The sequence below is a fragment of the Streptomyces sp. NPDC051561 genome (genome assembly GCF_044454195.1).
Lineage (GTDB): Bacteria > Actinomycetota > Actinomycetes > Streptomycetales > Streptomycetaceae > Streptomyces.
Map to the genome: position 1 here is coordinate 176,300 of NZ_JBITDM010000005.1, position 19,735 is coordinate 196,034.

The 19,735-nt window shown below is 72.1% G+C and carries 22 protein-coding genes and 7 tRNA genes; 11 read left to right on the forward strand and 18 right to left on the reverse strand.

Annotation, left to right across the window (positions count from 1 at the left end; genetic code table 11):
* Positions 1 to 27: 27 nt before the first annotated feature.
* On the forward strand, positions 28 to 756 hold the full coding sequence (locus tag ACIA73_RS14230) for a 3'-5' exonuclease (protein WP_399438748.1): 729 nt from the start codon (positions 28 to 30) through the stop codon (positions 754 to 756).
* A gap of 3 nt (positions 757 to 759) precedes the next feature.
* On the opposite strand, the gene ACIA73_RS14235 is transcribed toward ACIA73_RS14230, so the two are convergent.
* The 3 genes from ACIA73_RS14235 to ACIA73_RS14245 all read right to left on the reverse strand — a co-directional run bounded on the left by ACIA73_RS14235 (position 760) and on the right by ACIA73_RS14245 (position 1,753).
* Positions 760 to 951: a hypothetical protein gene (locus ACIA73_RS14235; RefSeq protein WP_399438749.1), complete on the reverse strand. Its 192-nt coding sequence runs from the start codon at positions 949 to 951 to the stop codon at positions 760 to 762.
* A 192-nt stretch (positions 952 to 1,143) separates the two neighbouring features.
* Positions 1,144 to 1,215, reverse strand: a tRNA-Val gene (locus ACIA73_RS14240).
* A gap of 82 nt (positions 1,216 to 1,297) precedes the next feature.
* On the reverse strand, positions 1,298 to 1,753 hold the full coding sequence (locus ACIA73_RS14245) for an SRPBCC family protein (protein WP_399438750.1): 456 nt from the start codon (positions 1,751 to 1,753) through the stop codon (positions 1,298 to 1,300).
* Between the two features lie 134 nt (positions 1,754 to 1,887).
* Between ACIA73_RS14245 and ACIA73_RS14250 the strand changes: the two genes are divergently transcribed.
* On the forward strand, positions 1,888 to 4,413 hold the full coding sequence (locus ACIA73_RS14250) for an SCO7613 C-terminal domain-containing membrane protein (RefSeq protein WP_399438751.1): 2,526 nt from the start codon (positions 1,888 to 1,890) through the stop codon (positions 4,411 to 4,413).
* A 52-nt stretch (positions 4,414 to 4,465) separates the two neighbouring features.
* Here the strand turns inward: ACIA73_RS14250 and ACIA73_RS14255 are convergent.
* Positions 4,466 to 4,537: transfer RNA gene (locus tag ACIA73_RS14255), tRNA-Val, on the reverse strand.
* A gap of 68 nt (positions 4,538 to 4,605) precedes the next feature.
* Entirely contained in the window at positions 4,606 to 5,061 is a 456-nt protein-coding gene (locus ACIA73_RS14260) for a TIGR02611 family protein (RefSeq protein WP_399438752.1), read from the reverse strand.
* 190 nt (positions 5,062 to 5,251) lie between these two features.
* On the opposite strand from ACIA73_RS14260, the gene ACIA73_RS14265 reads away from it, so the two are divergent.
* Together ACIA73_RS14265 and ACIA73_RS14270 are read left to right on the forward strand one after the other, a co-directional pair.
* Complete coding sequence (locus tag ACIA73_RS14265) at positions 5,252 to 5,665, forward strand: SsgA family sporulation/cell division regulator (protein WP_016905455.1); 414 nt, start codon at positions 5,252 to 5,254, stop codon at positions 5,663 to 5,665.
* A 205-nt stretch (positions 5,666 to 5,870) separates the two neighbouring features.
* Complete coding sequence (locus tag ACIA73_RS14270) at positions 5,871 to 6,428, forward strand: CGNR zinc finger domain-containing protein (RefSeq protein WP_399438753.1); 558 nt, start codon at positions 5,871 to 5,873, stop codon at positions 6,426 to 6,428.
* Positions 6,429 to 6,482: 54 nt separating this feature from the next.
* On the opposite strand, the gene ACIA73_RS14275 is transcribed toward ACIA73_RS14270, so the two are convergent.
* Together ACIA73_RS14275 and ACIA73_RS14280 are read right to left on the reverse strand one after the other, a co-directional pair.
* Positions 6,483 to 6,641 carry a hypothetical protein gene (locus ACIA73_RS14275; protein WP_399438754.1) on the reverse strand — a complete coding sequence of 53 codons (159 nt, stop codon included), beginning with the start codon at positions 6,639 to 6,641 and terminating at the stop codon, positions 6,483 to 6,485.
* Between the two features lie 206 nt (positions 6,642 to 6,847).
* Positions 6,848 to 7,315, reverse strand: a complete 468-nt coding sequence (locus ACIA73_RS14280) for a hypothetical protein (protein WP_399439034.1) — start codon at positions 7,313 to 7,315, stop codon at positions 6,848 to 6,850.
* 166 nt (positions 7,316 to 7,481) lie between these two features.
* On the opposite strand from ACIA73_RS14280, the gene ACIA73_RS14285 reads away from it, so the two are divergent.
* Positions 7,482 to 8,030: a DsbA family protein gene (locus tag ACIA73_RS14285; RefSeq protein WP_399438755.1), complete on the forward strand. Its 549-nt coding sequence runs from the start codon at positions 7,482 to 7,484 to the stop codon at positions 8,028 to 8,030.
* On the opposite strand, the gene ACIA73_RS14290 is transcribed toward ACIA73_RS14285, so the two are convergent.
* The 3 genes from ACIA73_RS14290 to ACIA73_RS14300 are packed head-to-tail and all read right to left on the reverse strand — an operon-like array spanning position 8,027 to position 10,806.
* Positions 8,027 to 8,866 (reverse strand): GNAT family N-acetyltransferase, encoded by an 840-nt coding sequence (locus ACIA73_RS14290; protein ID WP_399438756.1) that lies wholly within the window; start codon positions 8,864 to 8,866, stop codon positions 8,027 to 8,029. The genes ACIA73_RS14285 and ACIA73_RS14290 overlap by 4 nt on opposite strands.
* A 54-nt stretch (positions 8,867 to 8,920) precedes the next feature.
* Positions 8,921 to 9,745, reverse strand: coding sequence for an aminotransferase class IV (locus ACIA73_RS14295; RefSeq protein WP_399438757.1), 825 nt, complete (start codon positions 9,743 to 9,745; stop codon positions 8,921 to 8,923).
* Positions 9,742 to 10,806 (reverse strand): chorismate-binding protein, encoded by a 1,065-nt coding sequence (locus tag ACIA73_RS14300; RefSeq protein ID WP_399438758.1) that lies wholly within the window; start codon positions 10,804 to 10,806, stop codon positions 9,742 to 9,744. Before ACIA73_RS14300 ends, ACIA73_RS14295 begins: the two co-directional genes overlap by 4 nt.
* A 214-nt stretch (positions 10,807 to 11,020) precedes the next feature.
* Here ACIA73_RS14300 and ACIA73_RS14305 point away from each other — a divergent pair.
* The 5 genes from ACIA73_RS14305 to ACIA73_RS14325 all read left to right on the forward strand — a co-directional run bounded on the left by ACIA73_RS14305 (position 11,021) and on the right by ACIA73_RS14325 (position 11,525).
* Positions 11,021 to 11,093 (forward strand) — tRNA-Gly (locus ACIA73_RS14305).
* 43 nt (positions 11,094 to 11,136) lie between these two features.
* A tRNA-Cys gene (locus tag ACIA73_RS14310) sits at positions 11,137 to 11,210 on the forward strand.
* A gap of 1 nt (position 11,211) precedes the next feature.
* Positions 11,212 to 11,283: transfer RNA gene (locus ACIA73_RS14315), tRNA-Val, on the forward strand.
* Positions 11,284 to 11,324: 41 nt separating this feature from the next.
* Positions 11,325 to 11,396 (forward strand) — tRNA-Val (locus ACIA73_RS14320).
* 57 nt (positions 11,397 to 11,453) lie between these two features.
* Positions 11,454 to 11,525: transfer RNA gene (locus ACIA73_RS14325), tRNA-Val, on the forward strand.
* Positions 11,526 to 11,583: 58 nt separating this feature from the next.
* On the opposite strand, the gene ACIA73_RS14330 is transcribed toward ACIA73_RS14325, so the two are convergent.
* From ACIA73_RS14330 to ACIA73_RS14355, 6 genes are all read right to left on the reverse strand, one after another.
* The gene (locus ACIA73_RS14330) at positions 11,584 to 11,706 is read right to left on the reverse strand and encodes a hypothetical protein (protein ID WP_399438759.1); all 123 of its coding nucleotides are present in this window, start codon (positions 11,704 to 11,706) and stop codon (positions 11,584 to 11,586) included.
* Positions 11,690 to 13,084: an OFA family MFS transporter gene (locus ACIA73_RS14335; protein WP_399438760.1), complete on the reverse strand. Its 1,395-nt coding sequence runs from the start codon at positions 13,082 to 13,084 to the stop codon at positions 11,690 to 11,692. Before ACIA73_RS14335 ends, ACIA73_RS14330 begins: the two co-directional genes overlap by 17 nt.
* Positions 13,085 to 13,301: 217 nt before the next feature.
* Positions 13,302 to 13,598, reverse strand: a complete 297-nt coding sequence (locus tag ACIA73_RS14340; protein WP_399438761.1) for a zf-TFIIB domain-containing protein — start codon at positions 13,596 to 13,598, stop codon at positions 13,302 to 13,304.
* A gap of 85 nt (positions 13,599 to 13,683) precedes the next feature.
* Positions 13,684 to 14,649, reverse strand: coding sequence for a phosphotransferase family protein (locus ACIA73_RS14345; RefSeq protein ID WP_399438762.1), 966 nt, complete (start codon positions 14,647 to 14,649; stop codon positions 13,684 to 13,686).
* Positions 14,650 to 14,901: 252 nt separating this feature from the next.
* Positions 14,902 to 15,123, reverse strand: coding sequence for a hypothetical protein (locus ACIA73_RS14350; protein ID WP_399438763.1), 222 nt, complete (start codon positions 15,121 to 15,123; stop codon positions 14,902 to 14,904).
* Between the two features lie 248 nt (positions 15,124 to 15,371).
* Positions 15,372 to 15,620, reverse strand: coding sequence for a hypothetical protein (locus ACIA73_RS14355; RefSeq protein WP_399438764.1), 249 nt, complete (start codon positions 15,618 to 15,620; stop codon positions 15,372 to 15,374).
* Positions 15,621 to 15,851: 231 nt separating this feature from the next.
* Here ACIA73_RS14355 and ACIA73_RS14360 point away from each other — a divergent pair, with 231 nt between their 5' ends.
* Positions 15,852 to 17,147, forward strand: coding sequence for a serine/threonine-protein kinase (locus ACIA73_RS14360; RefSeq protein ID WP_399438765.1), 1,296 nt, complete (start codon positions 15,852 to 15,854; stop codon positions 17,145 to 17,147).
* 135 nt (positions 17,148 to 17,282) lie between these two features.
* On the opposite strand, the gene ACIA73_RS14365 is transcribed toward ACIA73_RS14360, so the two are convergent.
* A complete protein-coding gene (locus ACIA73_RS14365; protein ID WP_399438766.1) occupies positions 17,283 to 18,107 on the reverse strand; it encodes a TrmH family RNA methyltransferase in 825 nt (274 codons plus the stop codon).
* Positions 18,108 to 18,170: 63 nt separating this feature from the next.
* Positions 18,171 to 19,640, reverse strand: a complete 1,470-nt coding sequence (gene cobA / locus ACIA73_RS14370) for a uroporphyrinogen-III C-methyltransferase (RefSeq protein ID WP_399438767.1) — start codon at positions 19,638 to 19,640, stop codon at positions 18,171 to 18,173.
* Positions 19,641 to 19,735: the final 95 nt, after the last annotated feature.

The following is a 19,735-nucleotide window of genomic DNA, read 5'->3' on the forward strand; positions in this document are numbered from 1 at the left end:
TGCCGGAGGAGCAAGAGGAGTTGGGACATGACGTGCTGGTACGAAGGGCCCTTGGCAGCCTTCGACACGGAGACCACGGGCGTGGACGTGGAGGGTGACCGGATCGTCTCCGCCGCCCTCGTGGTGCAGGACGCGGCCGGTGCACGCTTTCGCGCCACCCGCTGGCTGATCAACCCGGGCATTCCGGTTCCGGCCGGTGCCACCGAGATACACGGCCTCACCGACGATCACCTTCAGCGCAACGGCCGCTGGCCGTCGCCGGTGATGGAGGAGATGGCGCGGGCGATAGCCGAGCAGTGTGCGGCGGGCAGGCCGCTGGTCATCATGAACGCGCCGTTCGATCTGACCATGCTGGACCGGGAGTTGAGGCGCCACCGCAACTCCTCGCTCTCCCGCTACCTGGAGGCCAGGCCGTTGCAGGTCATCGACCCCCGGGTGCTGGACAAGCACCTGGACCGCTACCGCAAGGGCCGGCGCACCCTGACCGACCTCTGCGCGCACTACGGCGTGGAGCTGGACGAGGCGCACGACGCGGCGGCGGACGCGACGGCCTCGCTGGAGCTGGTACGGGCGGTGGGCCGCCGGTTCTCGGCCCGTCTGGAGCGCCTCTCCCCCGCCGAACTGCACACGCTCCAGGCGGTGTGGCACGCGGCCCAGGCACGCGGGCTCCAGGCGTGGTTCGCGCGCAACGGGTCCGACGAGGCGGTCGACCCGGCGTGGCCACTGCGGCCGGAGGTGCGCGCGGAGGCGGCGTGACGCTCAGCCGGCGGGGTGCGCCCGCTGGGTCCGGTGGACGGCTACCAGCCCCACCACGGCCCCGAGTCCGACGAGGCCCGTCAGCACACTGAGCACGAGGTGCAGTGCACCGGTCGCCGCGAAGCCGAGAAACACGTTGGCGGCCACGGCAACGGCCAGCAGCATCCACAGCATCGACTTGATCATGGTGTTCATCGGGGCCCTGTCTTCTCGGTCGTCTCTCGCGCGGTTGTCCGTGCACCGACCACGTTAGGAATTCCACGGCCCCGGCACGAGGGAGCGAGCCCCCCTTCATGGGTGGTGCCAAGTACACCTGAAGGTGCCGACGCGCTCCGGCACAGGAATGCGAAAAGCCGGTCCGTCTGTGACGGACCGGCTCTCCCGGGGTGGGCGATACTGGGTTCGAACCAGTGACCCCTTCGGTGTGAACGAAGTGCTCTCCCACTGAGCTAATCGCCCGGGAACGGGTTGAACCATACAGCGCTTCCCGGGTTTCGTTCAAACCGCGCGCGCACCCTGCCCGCGCCCCGCTCGTCGGGACTCATCGGGCGAGTGCGGCGGCCAGCCCGCGCCGCCCCGAGCGCATCATCCAGGCGTGGTTGGCGAGGAAGACGGGCCGTCCGGGGACGGCGACATGCCGCAGCAGCGGCTTGTGTACGTCGACCACCTGCTCGTAGAACGCCCGGGTGCCGTGCACCGCCCCGAGCCGCGCGGGCCGGACCGTCCAGCGCACCCACCCCTCCAGATCCCCCGTCATGCCGATCTCCAGCGTCCGGGTGTCCGGGTCGCGCCGCCGTTCCTGTGCGGTGACCACCAGGTCGTACGGGAGGAACGACCGGAAGCGCGCGGTGCCGGTGCGGTCGTCGACCGGGGTCACCTCGCGCACCTGCGGCCACCAGCGCGGGTACTCCTCGGCGTTCTCCAGTACGGCGTAGACGTCGGCGGGCGCGGCGGCCAGCTCCCAGATGCTGCGAAATCGGTAGTGACACCAGTCCATCCCCCAAGTCTGCGTCACCGCACCGGTCTTGCCCCGGCCGGGGGGGCGGGCCGCCTACTCACCCCGCGTCTGAGTACCTCCTCTGAGTACCCATGCCCATGACACTGGCCGGCCCGTACCCGCACACTCCGTCCATGACCAACGTCCCGCCGCCCGCGCCCGCCGAAGAGCTGGTGCTCATCGACCGCGAGCTGGCTCACCTCGACGCCCGCCGGGGCCAGTTGCTGCACCGCCGCGCCTGGCTGCTGCAGGTTCTCAACCGGCCGCTGCCACCGGCCGCGACGCCGCCTGCCGGGCCCCGGCAGGGGCCCGCCCCGCGGGCCGCGGAGACTCCCGCGCCGTCGTCCCGGAGCGCCCAGAACGTGCTGCTGACCCTGGGCGGCATCCTGCTGGCGACCGCGGCGCTGGCCTTCACCCTGGTCGGCTGGGGGCAACTGGGCATCGCCGGGCGCTCGGCGGTGCTGACGCTGGTCACACTCGCCGCCCTCGCGGCGCCCGCCCTTCTGGTACGTCGGCGGCTCGTCGCCACCGCGGAGTCGGTGGGCGTACTGGCCCTGCTGCTGACCGCCCTGGACGCCTACGCGCTCCACGAGGTTGCCTTCGAGAACACCGGTGCGGCCGCCTACACGGCCGCCGCCACCACCTTCCTCGCCCTCCTCTGGGCCGCCTACGGCCTGGCCCTCCCCCGCCTGCGCACCCCGCTCCCGGCCGCCGTGCTGCTGGCCCAACTCCCGCTGTACCTGTGGGCGTTGTCCACCTCGGCGACCCCGCTCACCCTCGCCTGGGCCCTGCTGGCCACCGCCGTCCTCGACACCGCCCTGGCCGTGCTCACCTTCCGCCACAGACTCCCCGCCGCTACCAATTCCCCGGCGCCCACGGCTTCGGCCACCGTTCCCCACCACCCCGACCCCCGCACCCCACGGTCCCGCGCCCTCTCCCCTCTGGGCCCACTCGCCGAAGTCACCGCTCGGGCCACCGGCGGTATCGCACTCCTGATCGCACTGGTCCGCTCCGTCGGCTCCACGACCACCCCCGAAGCCCTCCCGGCCTGCGCACTGCTCCTCGCGGGGGCGGCGCTCGCCCTCGCCGCCACCCTGCTGCGCCCACGCTTCGCACCCGCCCTGGTGGCCGGGCTGGCCGCCGTGGCCTCGGTGGGCGGGGCGATGTACCCGTCCCTGCCGGTCGCGTGGGTGGCCCCCGCGTACCTCCTCTGTGCCTGCGCCGTCCTGGCCCCGGCCTCGGCTCCCGTCCTGAGCGGCGGCCCCCGCCTCGCCCCGCTGCGCCACGGTCTGCGCTGGGCCGCCGGGCTGGTCGGCGGCGGCGCGCTCCTGACGGTGATGCCCGCACTGGCTCTCACCGTCCTCACCGGTCCGCTGTCCCGCGCCGTCGATCCGTGGCAGGGCCTGCCCGCCACCGCCCGCGCCACGACGGAGCTCGACTTCCCGTGGGACCGAACGGCGACCGGCCCGCTGATCGCCTTGGCGATCGCCGCCGCCCTCGCCCTGGCTCACCGCCGCGCCCCACGCCCCGCCACCGCCGCCGGAGCGCTCGCCGTGGCCGCCGTCGGCGTCCTCCTCCTGCCGACCGCCCTGAACCTCCCTTACGTCGCGGCGCTGGTGCTCTACGTCGCCCTGGGCGCCGGCACCCTGGCTTTGGCATCCCGCACCGCCGCGTTCGCCGGGAAGGCGCCCACCGGGAAGGCCGCCCCCACCGCCCTCTCGTACACGGCCCTGGCGACCGGTGCGGTCGCCGCCCTCGCGGCGACGTGTCTGGCGCTCGCCTCCCGGGAGACCACCTTCGGAGTCCTGGGCGCGCTGCTGGCGATGTGCGTGCTGCTGGCCGCCCGTACCCCCACCGGAGTCGCCGGAGCGGTGGGTGCGGTCGCCGCCGTCGGGTACGCGACCGGGCTGGCCGTGGCCTCCGCCGCCGCACTGGAGCTCCCGCCGCGGCACGCCGCGTTCCTGGTACTCGCCGTGCCGGCGGCCGTCGCCCTGCTCGCCGCGCGCGTCCGGTGCGCCCCCGCCGAGTACGCCGCGACCGTCCCCGCCCTGCTGGCCGTCGTCCTGGCGGCGACGCACCTGCCGACGCTGGCCCTGGTGCTTGCGCTGTGCGCGGTGATCGCCGCCGGGACCGCGCTGCGCCCGGGCCGACGGGAGGCCCGCTGGGTGGCGGCCGCCCTGTTCCTGCTGGCCACCTGGGTCCGGCTCGCCGCCTCGGGGGTGGACGGCCCCGAGGCGTACACCCTGCCGGCGACCGTCCTGGCGCTGGGCGTGGGCTTCCTGCACCGCCGTGCCCACCCGGCCACCTCCTCCTGGACGGCGTACGGCCCGGGTCTGTCCACGACCCTCCTGCCGAGCCTGGTCGCCGCCTGGGCGGATCCGCACTGGCTGCGTCCGCTGCTGCTGGGCTGCGCGGCCCTCGCGGTGACCCTGCTGGGCGCCCACCGCCGGCTCGGCGCCCCGCTGCTGCTCGGCGGCGTCACGCTCTGCCTGGTCGCCGTGCACGAGCTCGCCCCGTATGTGATCCAGGTGGTCGGCGCGCTCCCCCGCTGGCTGCCCCCGGCCCTGGCCGGCCTGCTGCTGCTGGCCGTCGGCGCCACGTACGAGAAGCGCCTGCACGACGCCCGCCGCCTGCGCACCCGGCTCGGCCGACTGGGCTGAGAAACGCCAGAGGCCCGAGAGACTTTGCGTCTCTCGGGCCTCTGATCCCGGGTGGGCGATACTGGGTTCGAACCAGTGACCCCTTCGGTGTGAACGAAGTGCTCTCCCACTGAGCTAATCGCCCGGGCACAGACAGAACATTACCGCATGTCAGCGCGTGCCCCCGACCATATTCCGGTCACTCCCCCGAGGTCACTCGTCGATCTTCCAGGGCATCACGATGCCGAACTTCCAGACGTAGATGCCGACCAGCACGGCCACGATGACCAGCCCGATCGTGGTCAGGATGATGTTCCGCCTGCGCACCTTCGGGTCGAGCGCCTTCTGCGCCGCCTCGGTGAGTTTCCGCTTGGTCCAGCGCATCACCAGCTGCGCCCAGACGAACTCGGTCGCCCAGATCGCCATGCCGCCGAAGATCACCACCCAGCCGGGGCCCGGCAGCGGCAGCATGATGATGCCCGCGATCACCACCGCGAGGCCGACGACGAAGACGCCGACCTGCCAGCTGAGATGCAGCGTCCTGCGCGCCTGGATGTACTGCGGCGCCCGCGACCCGAGCTCGCGCTCGTCGCCCTTCACGTCCCCCGTGGCGGGATCGGCCGTCGTCGCTGCGACGCCGCCGTCCCGTCCGTCACTCTCCGCATTCATGGAGGCCAGCCTACCGGGGGGAATCCCTTCACTGGAATAGCCGTACGAGTCAAACCATGACTCGGCCGTACGAGCTACCTCAAGCGACTTAAAACACTCACAAGGGTTTACAACAGTCCCAGAGGTGGCATGTCGATTTCGCCGACGTGCGAATCCCCGAGCGCACACTGAGCGAAAGGCCCTGGCGCTTATGAACACCACGGTCAGCTGCGAGCTGCACCTGCGCCTCGTTGTGTCGAGCGAGTCATCACTGCCTGTACCCGCGGGCCTGCGGTACGACACGGCCGATCCCTATGCCGTGCATGCCACCTTCCACACCGGAGCCGAGGAAACGGTCGAGTGGGTCTTCGCCCGCGATCTCCTCGCCGAGGGCCTGCACCGGCCCACCGGAACCGGCGACGTCCGAGTCTGGCCGTCCCGGAGCCACGGTCAGGGCGTTGCGTGCATCGCCCTGAGCTCACCGGAGGGCGAGGCCCTGCTCGAAGCCCCGGCGCGGGCGCTTGAGTCGTTCCTGAAGAGGACGGATGCCGCGGTACCACCAGGTACCGAACACCGGCACTTCGACCTCGACACGGAGCTCTCTCACATCCTGGCCGAGAGCTGAGCCAGGTCGAGAGTCGTTCCTCGCCGTCCGACTCGGGGCGACGGCGCGGTACGGACAACCCCATAGGGACAACTTCATAAGGCAGCCATCGGCGCCGTCGTCGCGGAATCCACCGCGGCGACGGCGCCGCTGTGCGTGCGGCGGGTACGACTAGAGTCGACCGGCATCGGCGGGCACCGGCCCGCAGCAGGCCAGGGAGCAAACCGTGCTGATCCCCCACGACACCCGGAAAGCCCTCGACGTGGTCGTCGATCTGGTGAACACCGCACCGGAGAGCGAGCCCACCGACCGCCTCGCGGACCTGGAGGCGCTGGACGCCTTCGTGGCGCTGCACGACGTGAGCGACGTGGGCCGGCTCGGCGAGGACGATCTGCGCGCCGTACGGGACGTGCGCGCGCGTTTCGCGGAGGTGTTCGCGGCGCCGGACCCGCACGCCGCCGCCGAGCTGATCAATCAGCTGGTGGCCGCGGCAGGGACGACGCCCCGGCTGACCGACCACGACGGCTTCGACTGGCATGTGCACTACTTCGCGCCCGGCGCCTCGATGGCGGACCATCTGGCGGCGGACTGCGGGATGGCGCTGGCCTTCATCGTGGTCTCCGGCGAGCAGGAGCGGCTGCGGCGCTGCGAGGCGCCGGACTGCCGGCGCGCGTTCGTCGACCTGTCGCGCAACCGGTCGCGCCGCTACTGCGACAGCCGCACCTGCGGGAACCGCCTGCACGTGGCGGCGTACCGGGCCCGGCGTAAGGAAGCCTCGGGCTGAGCGTCCGCCCCGGGCCGGGGCGGCGGGCCGTCGGAGCCCGCGACCGACAGGCTCTCAGTCGAGAAACAGGTCATGGACCGCTCCCATCATGAGCAGCGCGCCGATCAGCGCGAGGAAGATCATCAGGGGCGGCTGGGAAAGCGCGAAGAGGCAACCGCGCGCTTCTTCGACGGGCGCGGGTACCGGGGCTTCGTCCGGGGAGGTCTGGAGCATCTCGGGCCGATGATGGCGCAGCCCGGTGGTACGGAATGACCAACACGCCCACTTTCGGCGGCAGTTCGTCGAATTCCGTGTTAATCCACAATCGTTCCGTTGTTCTGACTGCCAGGCTTTCGAGGGGCGTGCCCCTCATGACGAAACCCTTGTCCGCGCCGGGGCCGACTCCGGGCGGACAAGGGCTTCGGTGAGTCCCGGGGGGCTCAGATGCCGTGCTTCTTCAGGATCGCTTCGATGTCGGAGAAGTCCTCGTCGGCGGCCTTCCTCGGCCTGGCGGCACCGGCTGCCGGTGCCGGTGCCGCGGCGGGTGCGGCCGTCGGGCGGCCCGCGCCCAGCGAGGGTGCCGAGGCCGCGGGGGCGACCGCGTCGCGCTGGGCCGCCTTCGCGGCCTTGCGCTCCTTGCGGGTGCCGACGCCGCTGCGCCGCTCCACCACGCGGGTGATCATGAAAAGCAGCCAGGCGATGCCGAGCACGCCGAAGCCCGCCCAGACCACGGGCTTGAACACCATGCCGGAGATCCAGCCCACCGCGCCCGTCATCACCAGGCCGACCGGCACCAGTGAGTAGGCGGCCAGGCGGGTGGCGGTGAGGAACCGCTTCCGGTACGCCGTGATCGCGGCGATGCCCAGGCCGGCCGCGGACACCGCGGAACAGATGGTCTCAACCAGCAGCATCGGTCCTCCAGCAGTGGGAAGTGCAGGTCCCCTCCATCCTGCACCCCCGTGCACGGGTGCGGCCATCCTCGGGCCCGGTCTCAGGGAGATCTCCGGGGCGCGACTCCTCCCCAGGTCCCGGTTGGGGCGCTTCGCGTACGACTACGACTGGGAGACTGGCCCCATGAGCAACCCCTCTCCCTCCGCCCCCGCCTCCCCCGTCGTCCTGGACGTCTGGTGCGAGCTCCAGTGCCCCGACTGCACCACCGCCCTCGGTGACCTGGCCGCGCTGCGCGCCCGGTACGGCGACCTGCTCGACATCCGGCTGCGGCACTTCCCGCTGGAGAAGCACAAGTACGCGTACGACGCGGCGCAGGCCGTCGAGGAGGCGTACGAGCAGGGCAAGGGCTGGGCGTACGTGGAGGCGGTGCTCGGCCGTACCGAGGAGCTGGGCGAGCGGGGACAGCAGCTGCTGCTGGAGGTCGCGGGTGAACTCGGCCTGGACGCCGAGGAGTTCGACACCGCGCTGATCGACGGCCGGCATCTGCTGATCGTCGACGCCGACCAGGCGGAGGGCAAGGCGATCAAGGTGACGGGCACGCCGACGTACGAGATCGGCGGAGAGCTCCTCGACGGCAGCAAGGACCAGACCGGGCTGCGGACGCGCATCGAGGAGATCGCGGACCGGCTGCTCGCGGACCGGAGCGCGCCCCAGCAGGGCCCGTCCGCCTAGAGCAGGGCCTTGAAGGAGTTGAGGTGCGTCGTGCGGTACCCGAGGGATTCGTAGAGGCGCAGGGCCGGGGTGTTTCCCGCGAACACATGCAGGCCGAGCCGGGTTCCGCCGCTCTCCAGGGCGACCCGCTCGGCCTGTGTCATCAGGGCCCGCCCGTATCCCCTGCCCCGGTGCGCCACGTCGACCTCGACGTCGAACACGAAGGGCACCTGCTCGCCCGGCTGGACCTCGTGGCGGCCGGTCCACAGGAAGCCGACCTTCTCGCCGTCGTGCAGCAGCTGGCTGATCGACGTGTGCGCGGTCGCGAGGCCGTCCGGCAGGAACTGGCGGTCGCCGGCCTCCGCCTTGGCCCTCGCCTGCTCGGCGGAGAAGCCCCGTTCGATCCAGCTCCGTTCGAACCCCGCCCGGGAGTGGCGCCGCCACCCCTCGTACTCCTGCGGCGTCATGGGCCGGACCGTGAAGCCCGCGGGGAGGGCGGGGGGCTCGGGCGGCAGGTCCTTCAGCATGTTGCGGCTGCGCTCGACGTATCCGAGGGCGGTGACCATCCGCACCGCCGGTTGTGCGTCCGCCGGTACGGTCACGGCGACCTGGTCGCAGCGCCAGCCGCGCAGCACCTCCTCGGCGGCCAGCGCGGCGACCGTGCCGCGGCCCCGGCGACGGTCCGGCTCGTTGATCCGCAGCGAGCGGATCCGGCCGAGCGTGGGCCCGAAGGCTGGCTCGGTGGCGATCTCTGCGGTACCGACGGGGCGGCTGTTCACACACACGTCGTAGCTGCGTGAGCGCGCGCCGTCGGCGCCGGTCTGGAGCGGCCCGGTCGGCCGTAGGGTCGTCGTCATCAAGGGAGTTGTACCCACCTGCGGCCGCCGCGTCATCAGGGTTTACCGGCGGGCTTACGGATCGAGGTCGTCCGCGGCGCGTTCGGCGAAGACCCGCATCGCCTTCGCGGTGACCGGCCCGGGGGTGGCGGGCAGGTCGCGGGCGTCGACCCGGTGGACGGCCTGGACGTCGCGCAGGGTGGACGTCAGGAAGATCTCGTCGGCCCGCTCCAGCACGTCCAGCGGCAGGTCGCGCTCCTGGGCGCCGGTCCATTCGACGGTCAGCGCGCGGGTGATGCCGGCCAGGCACCCGGAGGCGACCGGCGGGGTGAGCAGTTCACCGTCGAGGACGACGAAGACGTTGGACCCGGTGCCCTCGCAGAGCTGTCCGACGGTGTTGGCGAACAGGGCCTCGGAGGCGCCGTGATGGCGGGCGCGGGCGAGTGCGACGACGTTCTCGGCGTACGAGGTGGTCTTGAGGCCGGTGAGGGCGCCGCGCTCGTTGCGGGTCCAGGGGACGGTGATGACCGGGGTGGTGTCGGGGCGGCGGGTGGATGCGCCGAGCGCGACGATCAGCGTCGGGGCCGCGTCCCCCCGGTCGGAGCCGAGGGGCGAGACGCCGCCGGTGTAGGTGACGCGGAGCCGGCCGAGCGGCATCGGGTTGGCTTCGAGTACGGCGGCGCAGGCGCGGCGCACCTCGTCGAGGTCGGGGTCGGGCAGGCCGAGGCCGCGCGCGGAGGTGGTGAGCCGGTCGAGGTGGCGGGTGAGCGCGAAGGCGTGCCCGTCGGTCGCCTTCATGGTCTCGAAGACGCCGTCGCCGACGGTCATCCCGTGGTCCAGGACCGAGACCCGCGCCGAGTCGGCGTCGGTCAGTCCCCCGTTGACCCAAAGCTGATTCATGAACCGGCCCTTCCGCTTGCACTCACCGTTGCGTCGTACGCACCCGACGCTACCGCGAGCAGCCGGGAAGCCTTCAGCTCGGTCTCCGCCCACTCCCGCTCGGGGTCGGAACCCCAGGTGATGCCCGCCCCGGTGCCGAACTTCAGGGCGGGTCCGCCCGGCGCCGTACGGTCGATCCAGAAGGTTCGGATGCCGACGGCCAGCTCGCCGGTGCCGCGGTCGGCGTCGACCCAGCCGATGCCGCCGCAGTAGGGGCCGCGCGGCGAGGTCTCCAGCGCTTCGATGATCTTCAGAGCGCTGGACTTGGGGGCGCCGGTGACGGAACCGGGCGGGAAGGTCGCGGCGAGCAGCTCGGCCCATCCCGCTTGCGGACGCAGCTCGGCGCGGACGGTGGAGACCAGGTGGACGAGGCCCGGGTGCGGTTCGACGGCACAGAGCTGCGGGACGGTGACACTGCCGGTGACGGCGACGCGGCCCAGGTCGTTGCGGACCAGGTCGACGATCATCACGTTCTCCGCGTGGTCCTTCTCCAGGAGGTCGGCGGCGGTCCTGCCGGTCCCCTTGATGGGGCCCGACTCGATGACCTGCCCGTCCCGGCGGAGGTAGAGCTCGGGCGAGGCGGTGGCTATCTCGACGCCGTACGCGGGCAACCTGATCGTTCCGGCGTACGGGGCCGGGTTGCCGCGGGCCAGGAGGGAGGTGAGCGCGTCGACGTCGGCACCGGGGTCGACGGGTGCGCTCAGTACGCGGCAGAGGTTGGCCTGGTAGACCTCGCCCCTGGCGATGTGCTCGCGGATGCGGCGTACGCCCGCGGTGTAGGCGGTGCGGTCGAGCGAGGTGGTCCAGCTGTCGGTGGCGGGCCCGCGCCAGCCACCCGGGGCGGCGGGCGGCACCGGCTCCCTGCGGACGTCGCCGAAGCGGGCGCAGACGAGCCGGCCTTCGAAGTCGGCGGCGACGGCCCAGAAGCCGCTGGAGTCGAGGGAGGCCGCATCGTGGGTCACGTCGCGCAGATCGGAGGCGACAAGGCCGCCGAAGCGGGCCAGAGGGGGGAGGTCGTGCACGGCTCCGAGTCTATGGCGGGCGCAGGCCGCTCACCTGGGCAGGGACAGCGACGGCGACCCGGCGGGGAGCGACCGGGGAGGCGACGGGGGCGATGACCGGGTCCGATGCCGGGGAGAGCGCAGCACGCTGCACAAACGCGTTTTTGTACTGGCCCGGGAATCCGCTAGAGTTCAACACGTCGCCGGGACACGCAAGTGAAACGGCAGCAGACAAGCGGACGTAGCTCAGCTGGTAGAGCACCACCTTGCCAAGGTGGATGTCGCGAGTTCGAATCTCGTCGTCCGCTCGATAGTGGGGGAATCATCCCGATACCCTTGCTGCACACTCCTGGTGGAGTGGCCGAGAGGCGAGGCAACGGCCTGCAAAGCCGTCTACACGGGTTCAAATCCCGTCTCCACCTCCAAGCGCGATTAGCTCAGCGGGAGAGCGCTTCCCTGACACGGAAGAGGTCACTGGTTCAATCCCAGTATCGCGCACGCAGAACAACTGAACAGATACGGTCCGCTTGGACCATCCCGCGCGATTAGCTCAGCGGGAGAGCGCTTCCCTGACACGGAAGAGGTCACTGGTTCAATCCCAGTATCGCGCACGCAGCAGCAAGCAGTAGCAGTAACAAGCAGCGCTTGTACGCTTGTGCAGTACCCCCGCGCGATTAGCTCAGCGGGAGAGCGCTTCCCTGACACGGAAGAGGTCACTGGTTCAATCCCAGTATCGCGCACCGCAGTTGAAGCCCCCGGCCGGTTCTCGGCCGGGGGCTTCGTCGTGTTCTCCCCCGGTCAGCCCGTGAAGAGCTGGGTGGCCTTGCGGATGAGTTCGTAGAGGCCGTAGGCGAAGGGCAGCAGGACCCAGAGCCAGACGGCGACGGCGAGCGCCCTGCGGTGACTACTGCTGGGGTGCATGGGTGGGCTCTCCTTCTGGGGCGGGGCTGCCTGCCGGGGCGGACGTCGGTTCGTGGAAGCGCGGGTTGACCGGGCGGACCAGCTCGTTGGCGACGAAGCCCACCAGGAGCAGGCCGATCATGATGTAGAGCGAGGCCGTGTAGAGGCTGGGGCCGCTGTGACCGGCCTGTTCCTGGCTGTCGGCGACCTTGTTGACGATCAGGGGGCCGAGGACTCCGGCGGTGGACCAGGCGGTGAGCAGGCGGCCGTGGATGGCGCCGACCTGGTAGGTGCCGAAGAGGTCCTTGAGGTAGGCGGGAATGGTGGCGAAGCCGCCGCCGTAGAAGGACAGGATCACCAGGGCGCAGAGGATGAACAGCGGCTTGGAGTCGTTGCCCAGGTGGATGATCGCGAAGTACATGAGGGCACCGACGCCCAGGTAGATCCGGTACATGGACTTGCGCCCGATGAGGTCGGAGGTGGAGGCCCACAGGATGCGGCCGGTCATGTTCGCGAGGGAGAGCAGAGCGACGAAGCCCGCGGCGGCCGAGGCCGAGACGGGGGTGGGGGTGTCGGCGAAGTAGTCCTTGACCATGGGGGCGGCTTTTTCGAGGATGCCGATGCCCGCGGTGACGTTGAGGCACAGGACCACCCACAGGCACCAGAACTGTGGGGTGCGCAGGGCGTTGCGGGCCGAGACGTTGGCGGTGGTGACCAGGGCGCGGGGTGTGGCGGAGGGCTGCCAGCCGGCCGGTTTCCAGTTGTCGGGCGGTACGCGGACGAGCAGGACGCCGAGTGACATGAAGACGGCGTACGACAGGCCCATCACCAGGAAGGTGGTGGCGATCCCGGCGTCGCCGTCGGGTGCGTCGCCGCCGAAGGCTTCGAGCATCTGGGAGGACCAGGGCGAGGCGATGAGAGCGCCGCCGCCGAAGCCCATGATGGCGATGCCGGTGGCCATGCCGGGCCTGTCCGGGAACCACTTCATCAGGGTGGAGACAGGGGAGATGTAGCCGATGCCCAGGCCGATGCCGCCGACGAAGCCGTAGCCCAGGACGATCAGCCAGAACTGGTGGGTGGCGGCGCCGAGGGCGGAGATCAGGAAGCCGGAGGAGAAGCAGACGAGGGAGACGAACATGGCCCAGCGGGGGCCGTTGCGCTCGACGAGGGTGCCGCCGAAGGCGGCGGAGAGGCCGAGCATGACGATGCCGAGCTGGAAGGGGAGGGCGCTGGCGGTGCCGGAGAGACCGAGGGAGGTTTCGAGTGGGGGCTTGAAGACGCTCCAGGCGTAGGCCTGGCCGATGGAGAGGTGGACGGCCAGGGCGGCGGGGGGTACCAGCCAACGGCTCCAGCCGGGTGGGGCGACGGTGCGGGACCTGTCGAGGAAGGTCAGGGTCATGGGGTCGAACGATAGGTGAGGGGTGGGGGTGTTGGGGCAGGCGGCGGGCCGGGGGGAGGGGATGTGGTGGGGGTGGGTGGTACGGGGGGGGCGGGGTGGGCCGGGGCGGGTGGGGTGCGATTCCTTGGCTGGGCCGCCCCCTTGCCCGCCCGTTCCGCCCCCGGGGGCCCCGCCGCCCAAGCGGGCTGGGGTGGCGATTGCGGCGGGGCGGGGGTGGTCAGGAGGAGAAGAGCATGCGGCCGAAGCCCTTTTGGCGGTGGTGACTGCCGTGGTGGCCTCCGTGACCTCCGTGGCCGCCGTGTTGGGGTGCGCCCCAGGCGGGGGCCGGGGCGGTGGGGTAGCCCTGGGGGCCGGCGGGGGGCGGGGGCTGCTGGGACCACTGGGATTCCAGGCGGGTGAGGGATTCCAGTTCGCCGTAGTCCAGGAATATGCCCCGGCAGTTGCTGCACTGCTCGATCTGGACGCCGTTGCGGTTGTAGGTGTGCATGGGGGCGTGGCACTTGGGACATTGCATGTGGCTTGCTCCTCCGATGGCTGGGGGCGGTGGCGCTCCCGGTGGTACGTCGCCGGGATGCATGCCCGGTGGGCGGGGATTCACCCTACGGCGGAGGCACGGCGTCGGGCGCGGGGCGGAGCGCGGCGATTCTGCCGCAGGAGTCCAGCATCAACTCCTCCACCTCGTCGAGGGGGCGGCCCTCGGTGGTGGCTTTGGCGAGGGCGAGCGCGGCCGTCTGCACCGTCAGGGCGCGGGCGGCGACGTCGAGTTGGGGCCACGGGTCACCCTCGGGCGGTACGGCGGGGCCGCCCGCGGTGCGGTACGCGTCGAGGAAGCGTTGCCAGATGTCCGGGGACAGCAGGCCGGCGGCGTACCAGGCGGCCGGGCGGGCCAGGTCCCAAGTGGGGTCGCCCAGGCCGAGATCGTCGATGTCGATGAGGTGCCAGGGGCCGCCCGGGGCGGGGTGGCGGACGAGTTGGCCGAGGTGGAGGTCGCCGTGGCAGAGGGTGCGCCGGGGGGCGGGGGCCTCGTCGCGGGCCCAGGCGGGGAGGTCGTGCCAGGCGGCCAGCACCGTCGGGTGGGGGCGGGTGGCCCGCATGCGGGCCACGGCGCGGGCGGCCTTGGCCGGGCCGCGCATGGGCGCCAGGGGGCCGGGGAGGCCGGCCGGGTCGGTGCGGTGCAGGCGGGCGAGGAGGGTGGCGGCTTCCTCCCAGGGGGCGGCGTCCGGATCCTCGGGGTCGACCGGGGTGCCGTAGGGCCAGGCGGAGAGGGGGCGGCCGTGGGAACGGGCGGGTGCGGTGGGGAGCGGGAGCGGCGGGAGGAGGATGCCGTCGAGGAGCGGGTGGGCGGCTACGGCGATACGGAGGTCCAGGGCGGCGGGGTCGGTGTCCGGGGCGTGCGCCTTGGTGACGAGGGGGCCGTGGCGGACGACGGTGCCGTCGGGGCGGTCGGCCAGGAGGTGGAGGGTGTCCCGGGCGTGGGGGCAGGGGGGTTCCGCCGGGGAAGGGGGGTGGGCGGTGGCGGCGGCCAGGGCGGTAAGGGCTTCGGTGAGGGTGGTGGTGCCGGTCATGGGTCCCCCGGGAGATGGGATGAGGCTTGGTCCCCGTACCGCCGCATGCCTCCGGCGGAGCGCCGCATGGGCGGAGCCACACACTTGCACAGCCCTGAGGTCCGGCGTCGTCCGCGTCCGGACACACGTTTGCCCGGACAGCTCCCCAGCTGTCCGGGCAAACTCAGTCGTCCGCCGCACCCCCGTCCCCACGGGGCTGATGGGCGTGGTGTTGCTTTCGGTCCGGGCCGCTCTCCCGGACCGGGGCGCCTTTCAGCGCCCCAGCAACATACCCACGGACGACGCTTGCGTGACCACCGCTTCCCAGCCTCCGAAGAGGAAGAGCAGCAGGGCCGCCAGGGGAAGAACCATCGCCGTTGCCACCAGGGGGTGGCGCGGGCCCGAATTGCGGCCGCCGAACAGCGCGAAGGCGCGCCGTCCCTGGCCGCGGATCGCGGCGTTGCGGCTGATCGTCCTCGATGCCGTGTCCGCCATGGTCCCTCTCCTGTCGTGTAGGAAGCGGTGGGTGCTTGACCTCGGGGGACGAGTGCTGCACCCACCGCTTGATTTCAAGATTAGGGGCGGGTGAGGGGCGGGTCGTCATGCCCTCGTACCGATTGACCGGCCTCCCGGAGGATGAGCTACCGGGTGACGGTGTACTCCCCTGGGTGGAGAGGTGGGTGGAGGACTCGGGGACTTCCCCGAAGGGTCGGACGGGGGCCCTTCGGGGGTCCGCCGGGTGATCAGCCCTCGGTGGCGCGCCGTTCGGAGGCGTCCTCCCTGGGCACCGGCTGTTCCACCAGCGCAAGGACTCGGGTGGCCATGAAACGAGCGGTGCGCACCACGCTGCCGCTGCGGGTGACTTCACTCACTTCCACCACCCCCCTGCGGACCGCCGTCTCCACCCTGCGGCCGGCTCTGCTGGCCACCATTTCGTACGTCCGAGTGGTGTCTCCGGCATCCACCACTATCTCGACTCGATCGCCTTTCACTGATCCAATCCCCCTTCTGCTGCTGCCCGTTGAGAATGAGCAGGGGTCAGGAGCATGGGAACGTACGTTCCCTGACCGTGCTTCAAGTTTCTCACCCGGCACTGACAACGGATCGATCCGTGAGGGTGTGGCCTATGAGCACACCGCGCCACGGGTACGTAAGCTGTGCCACGTCGAACGGACCGGTCAGCAGTGGGGTGGGGGAGGCCCCACCGGAGGTAGGGGACGGACATGGCGATGATGCGGCTCCGGCGCGAGGACCCGCGTCTCGTCGGCTCGTTCAGGATTCACCGGCGGCTCGGTGCGGGCGGCATGGGTGTCGTCTATCTGGGCTCGGACCGGCGGGGCCAGCGGGTCGCGCTGAAGGTGATCCGGCCGGATCTGGCGGAGGATCAGGAATTCCGGTCGCGCTTCGCGCGCGAGGTGTCGGCGGCCCGGCGGATCAGAGGCGGTTGTACGGCCCGACTGGTGGCCGCCGACCTGGACGCGGAGCGGCCGTGGTTCGCGACGCAGTACGTTCCCGGGCCCTCCCTGCACGACCGGGTGGCCGAGGAAGGTCCGCTGATCGCGGCCGAGGTGGCGGCGATCGGAGCGGCGCTGGCGGAGGGGCTGGTCGCCGTTCACGAGGCAGGGGTCGTGCACCGGGACCTGAAGCCGTCGAACATCCTGCTGTCCCCCAAGGGGCCGCGGATCATCGACTTCGGCATCGCGTGGGCGACCGGGGCGAGCACCCTGACCCATGTGGGGACCGCGGTGGGCTCCCCCGGGTTCCTGGCGCCCGAGCAGGTCCGAGGGGCTGCGGTGACGCCCGCGACGGATGTGTTCGCGCTCGGGGCGACGCTCGCGTACGCGGCGACCGCCGACTCCCCGTTCGGTCAGGGCAGTTCCGAGGTGATGCTCTACCGCGTGGTACACGAGGAGCCCTTGCTGGACGGCGTCCCGGACGCGTTGGCGCCGCTGGTGCGGGCCTGTCTGGCGAAGGATCAGGAGGAACGTCCCAGCACCCTCCAGCTGTCGATGCGGTTGAAGGAGATCGCCGCGCGGGAGGCGCAGGGCGGCGGACCGGAGAAGCGGACGCCCGCTCAGCGGGAGGCGGACGGTGACGCGTACGCCGACCAGCGGACCCAGCGGAGCACCCAGCCGCGGCGCACCGAGGGACAGCGGGCGGAAGGGGCGGGGCAGCCGTCGGAGGGACGCGGGACTTCCGCGCAGCCGCCGCGCGGCTCACAGCCCCGTAACTCCTCCGCGCGGAACGGCCCGCCGTCCGGCGGCCGGAACACCACCCGGTCCGGGGCGACCCGCAAGGGCACCCGGCCCGGGGCGCGCCCGACCTCGGGGGGCAGGCTGCGGCCCGCGAACCCGCGGTTGCTGCGGCAGCGGCTGGTGGTGTTCGTGGTGGTGACGCTGCTGGTGGCGCTCGGGATCGCGGCGGCACAGGGCTGTCAGGGACCCTCGCGGGGGCTGGGTCCCGAGGTGCCGCGTGAGGTCATAGCGGGGATGGGGGACGGCTCGCAGCAGCGTGAGTAATGCGCATCGGTGCTGCCGGGCCACCGGTGGCGCGGAGGTGGCTGTGCGTAGGGATGCGCAGGCAGAGGTGGGTGTAGCTGTGGCCCGGGTCGTGCGCGGTGTTGTTCTCCGCGGACGACCCGGGCCACAGGTGTGTCAGGGGCGGCGGGGGCGGGTCGCGTAGAAGGCGACGGCGGAGGCGGCGGCCACGTTGAGGGAGTCGACACCGGCTTCCATCGGGATGCGGACGTGTTCGTCGGCGCCGATGAGGGCCTCGGCGGTGAGGCCGTCGCCCTCGGTACCGAAGATCAGGGCGAGCTTCTCGTCGTCGCGGGCGGCGAGTTCGTCGAGGGTGATGGCCTGGTCGCTCAGGCAGAGGGCCGCGGTGGTGAAGCCGGCTTCGCGCATCAGGCCGATGTCCTGTGGCCAGGACTCCAGACGGGTCCAGGGGACCTGGAAGACGGCGCCCATGGAGACCTTCACCGCGCGGCGGTAGAAGGGGTCGGCACAGCGGGGGGTGAGGAGGACGGCGTCGACGCCCAGGGCCGCCGCGTTGCGGAACGCCGCGCCCAGGTTGGCGTGGTCGACGATGTCTTCGAAGACGGCGACCCGGCGGACCGGGGCGGCTTCGTTGCCGAGGATCTGGGCAGGGTCCGGGAGCGGCTTGCGCTGCATGGAGGCGAGGGCGCCGCGGTGCACGTGGTACCCGGTGACCCGCTCGGCGAGGTCCGGGCTGACGGCGTACACCGGGGCCGGGACCTCGTCGATGACGTCGCGCATGACGTCGATCCACTTGGCGGACAGCAGCATCGACCGCATGTCGTACCCGGCCTGGCGGGCGCGGCGGATGACCTTCTCGCCCTCCGCGATGAACAGGCCCTCGGCGGGCTCGCGGCGGCGCCGGAGTTCCACGTCGGTCAGGTTCGTGTAGTCGCTCAGGCGCGGGTCGTCGGGGTCGTCGATGGTGAGGAGATCGGCCACAGGGTGATACTGCCTTGTCGTGGGTGCGGTGCCAACGGGGGCGGAAGGGTTGGTTACCGCCGGTTACTGATGAGTGGGTGACAGGGCGTTCACCGAGACGACGTCGCCGATGACGATGACCGCGGGCGGGCGGACGTTTTCGGACTTGGCCCGCTCCCCCACCGTGGCCAGGGTGGCGTCCACCCGGCGCTGGGTCGCCATGGTGCCCTCCTGGATGATCGCGACAGGGGTTTCGGGGGCGCGGCCGTGGGCGACGAGAGCCTCGGCGATGGGGGCGATCCGCTCGACCGCCATGAGCAGGACCAGCGTGCCGCGCAGCTTGGCGAGGGCTTCCCAGTCGACCAGGGAGCGCGGGTCGTCGGGGGCGACATGGCCGCTGACCACGGTGAACTCATGGGCGACGCCGCGGTGGGTGACCGGGATGCCCGCCGCGCCGGGGACGCTGATGGTGCTGGAGATGCCGGGGACGACGGTACAGGCGATGCCCTCGGCGGCGAGCGCCTGCGCCTCCTCCATACCGCGGCCGAAGACGAAGGGGTCGCCACCCTTGAGACGTACGACGGACTTGCCCTGCTTGGCGTGGTCGATCAAGGCCTGGTTGATGGCCTCCTGGGCCATGAAGCGGCCGTACGGGATCTTCGCGGCGTCGATCACCTCGACATGCGGGGGGAGTTCGTCGAGGAGGTCACGCGGACCGAGGCGGTCGGCGATCACGACGTCGGCCTCGGCGAGGAGGCGGCGGCCTCGCACGGTGATGAGGTCGGGGTCGCCGGGGCCGCCACCGACCAGGGCGACGCGGGGTGCGCTGTCGGCCTTGCGGTGGCGGGGGGCGGCGAGGGTGCCGTTGCGCAGGCCCTCGACGACGGCGTCGCGGACGGCGGCGGAGCGGCGGGGGTCGTGGCCGGTGAGGATCGCGACGGTGACGCCGTCGGAGCGGCCGGTGGCGGGGGTCCAGGCGGTGGCCGCCTCGGCGTCGTCGGAGCGGACGCACCAGGTGCGGGTGCGCTCGGCTTCGGCGGAGGCGGCGGTGTTGGCGACGGGGTCGCTGGAGGCGACCAGCGCGTACCAGGTGTCGGCGAGGTCGCCTTCCTGGTAGCGGCGGCGCTCCCAGGTGATCTCGCCGGCTTCGGCCATGGCCTCCACGGAGGGGGTGGCCGAGGGGGAGATCAGGGTGATGTCGGCGCCGGCGGCGATGAGGGCGGGGAGGCGGCGCTGGGCGACTTGGCCGCCGCCGAGGACCACGGTGCGGCGGTTGGTGAGGCGGAGGCCTACGGGGTAGGCGGGAGTGCTCTCGCCTGCGGCGGGCTCGGCGGGGGTGGGGCCGGTTGGGTCGCCTGCGGTGGGGCTGGTGTGGGTGGGGGCGGTTGGGTCGCCTGCGGCGTGCGCGGTCATGGCGTGCGGCTCCTCGGGAGGGCGGGCGGGGAGGTCCCGGGCGGGCGGGAGGGCGATGACCGCTGCGGCGGTGGAGCGGTGCAGGTGTGGGGTCTTGCGGGGGTGGTGCGGTGCTGGTGGGGCGGGGTTTGGCAGGTTCACGGCCTTGGGGCATTAGCTTACGGGCGGGTGTGGGGAAGCGGGGGGTGGGGTTGCCTGCGGCGCATTACCCCTCCCCGCCCCTTCCCTGAACCGCT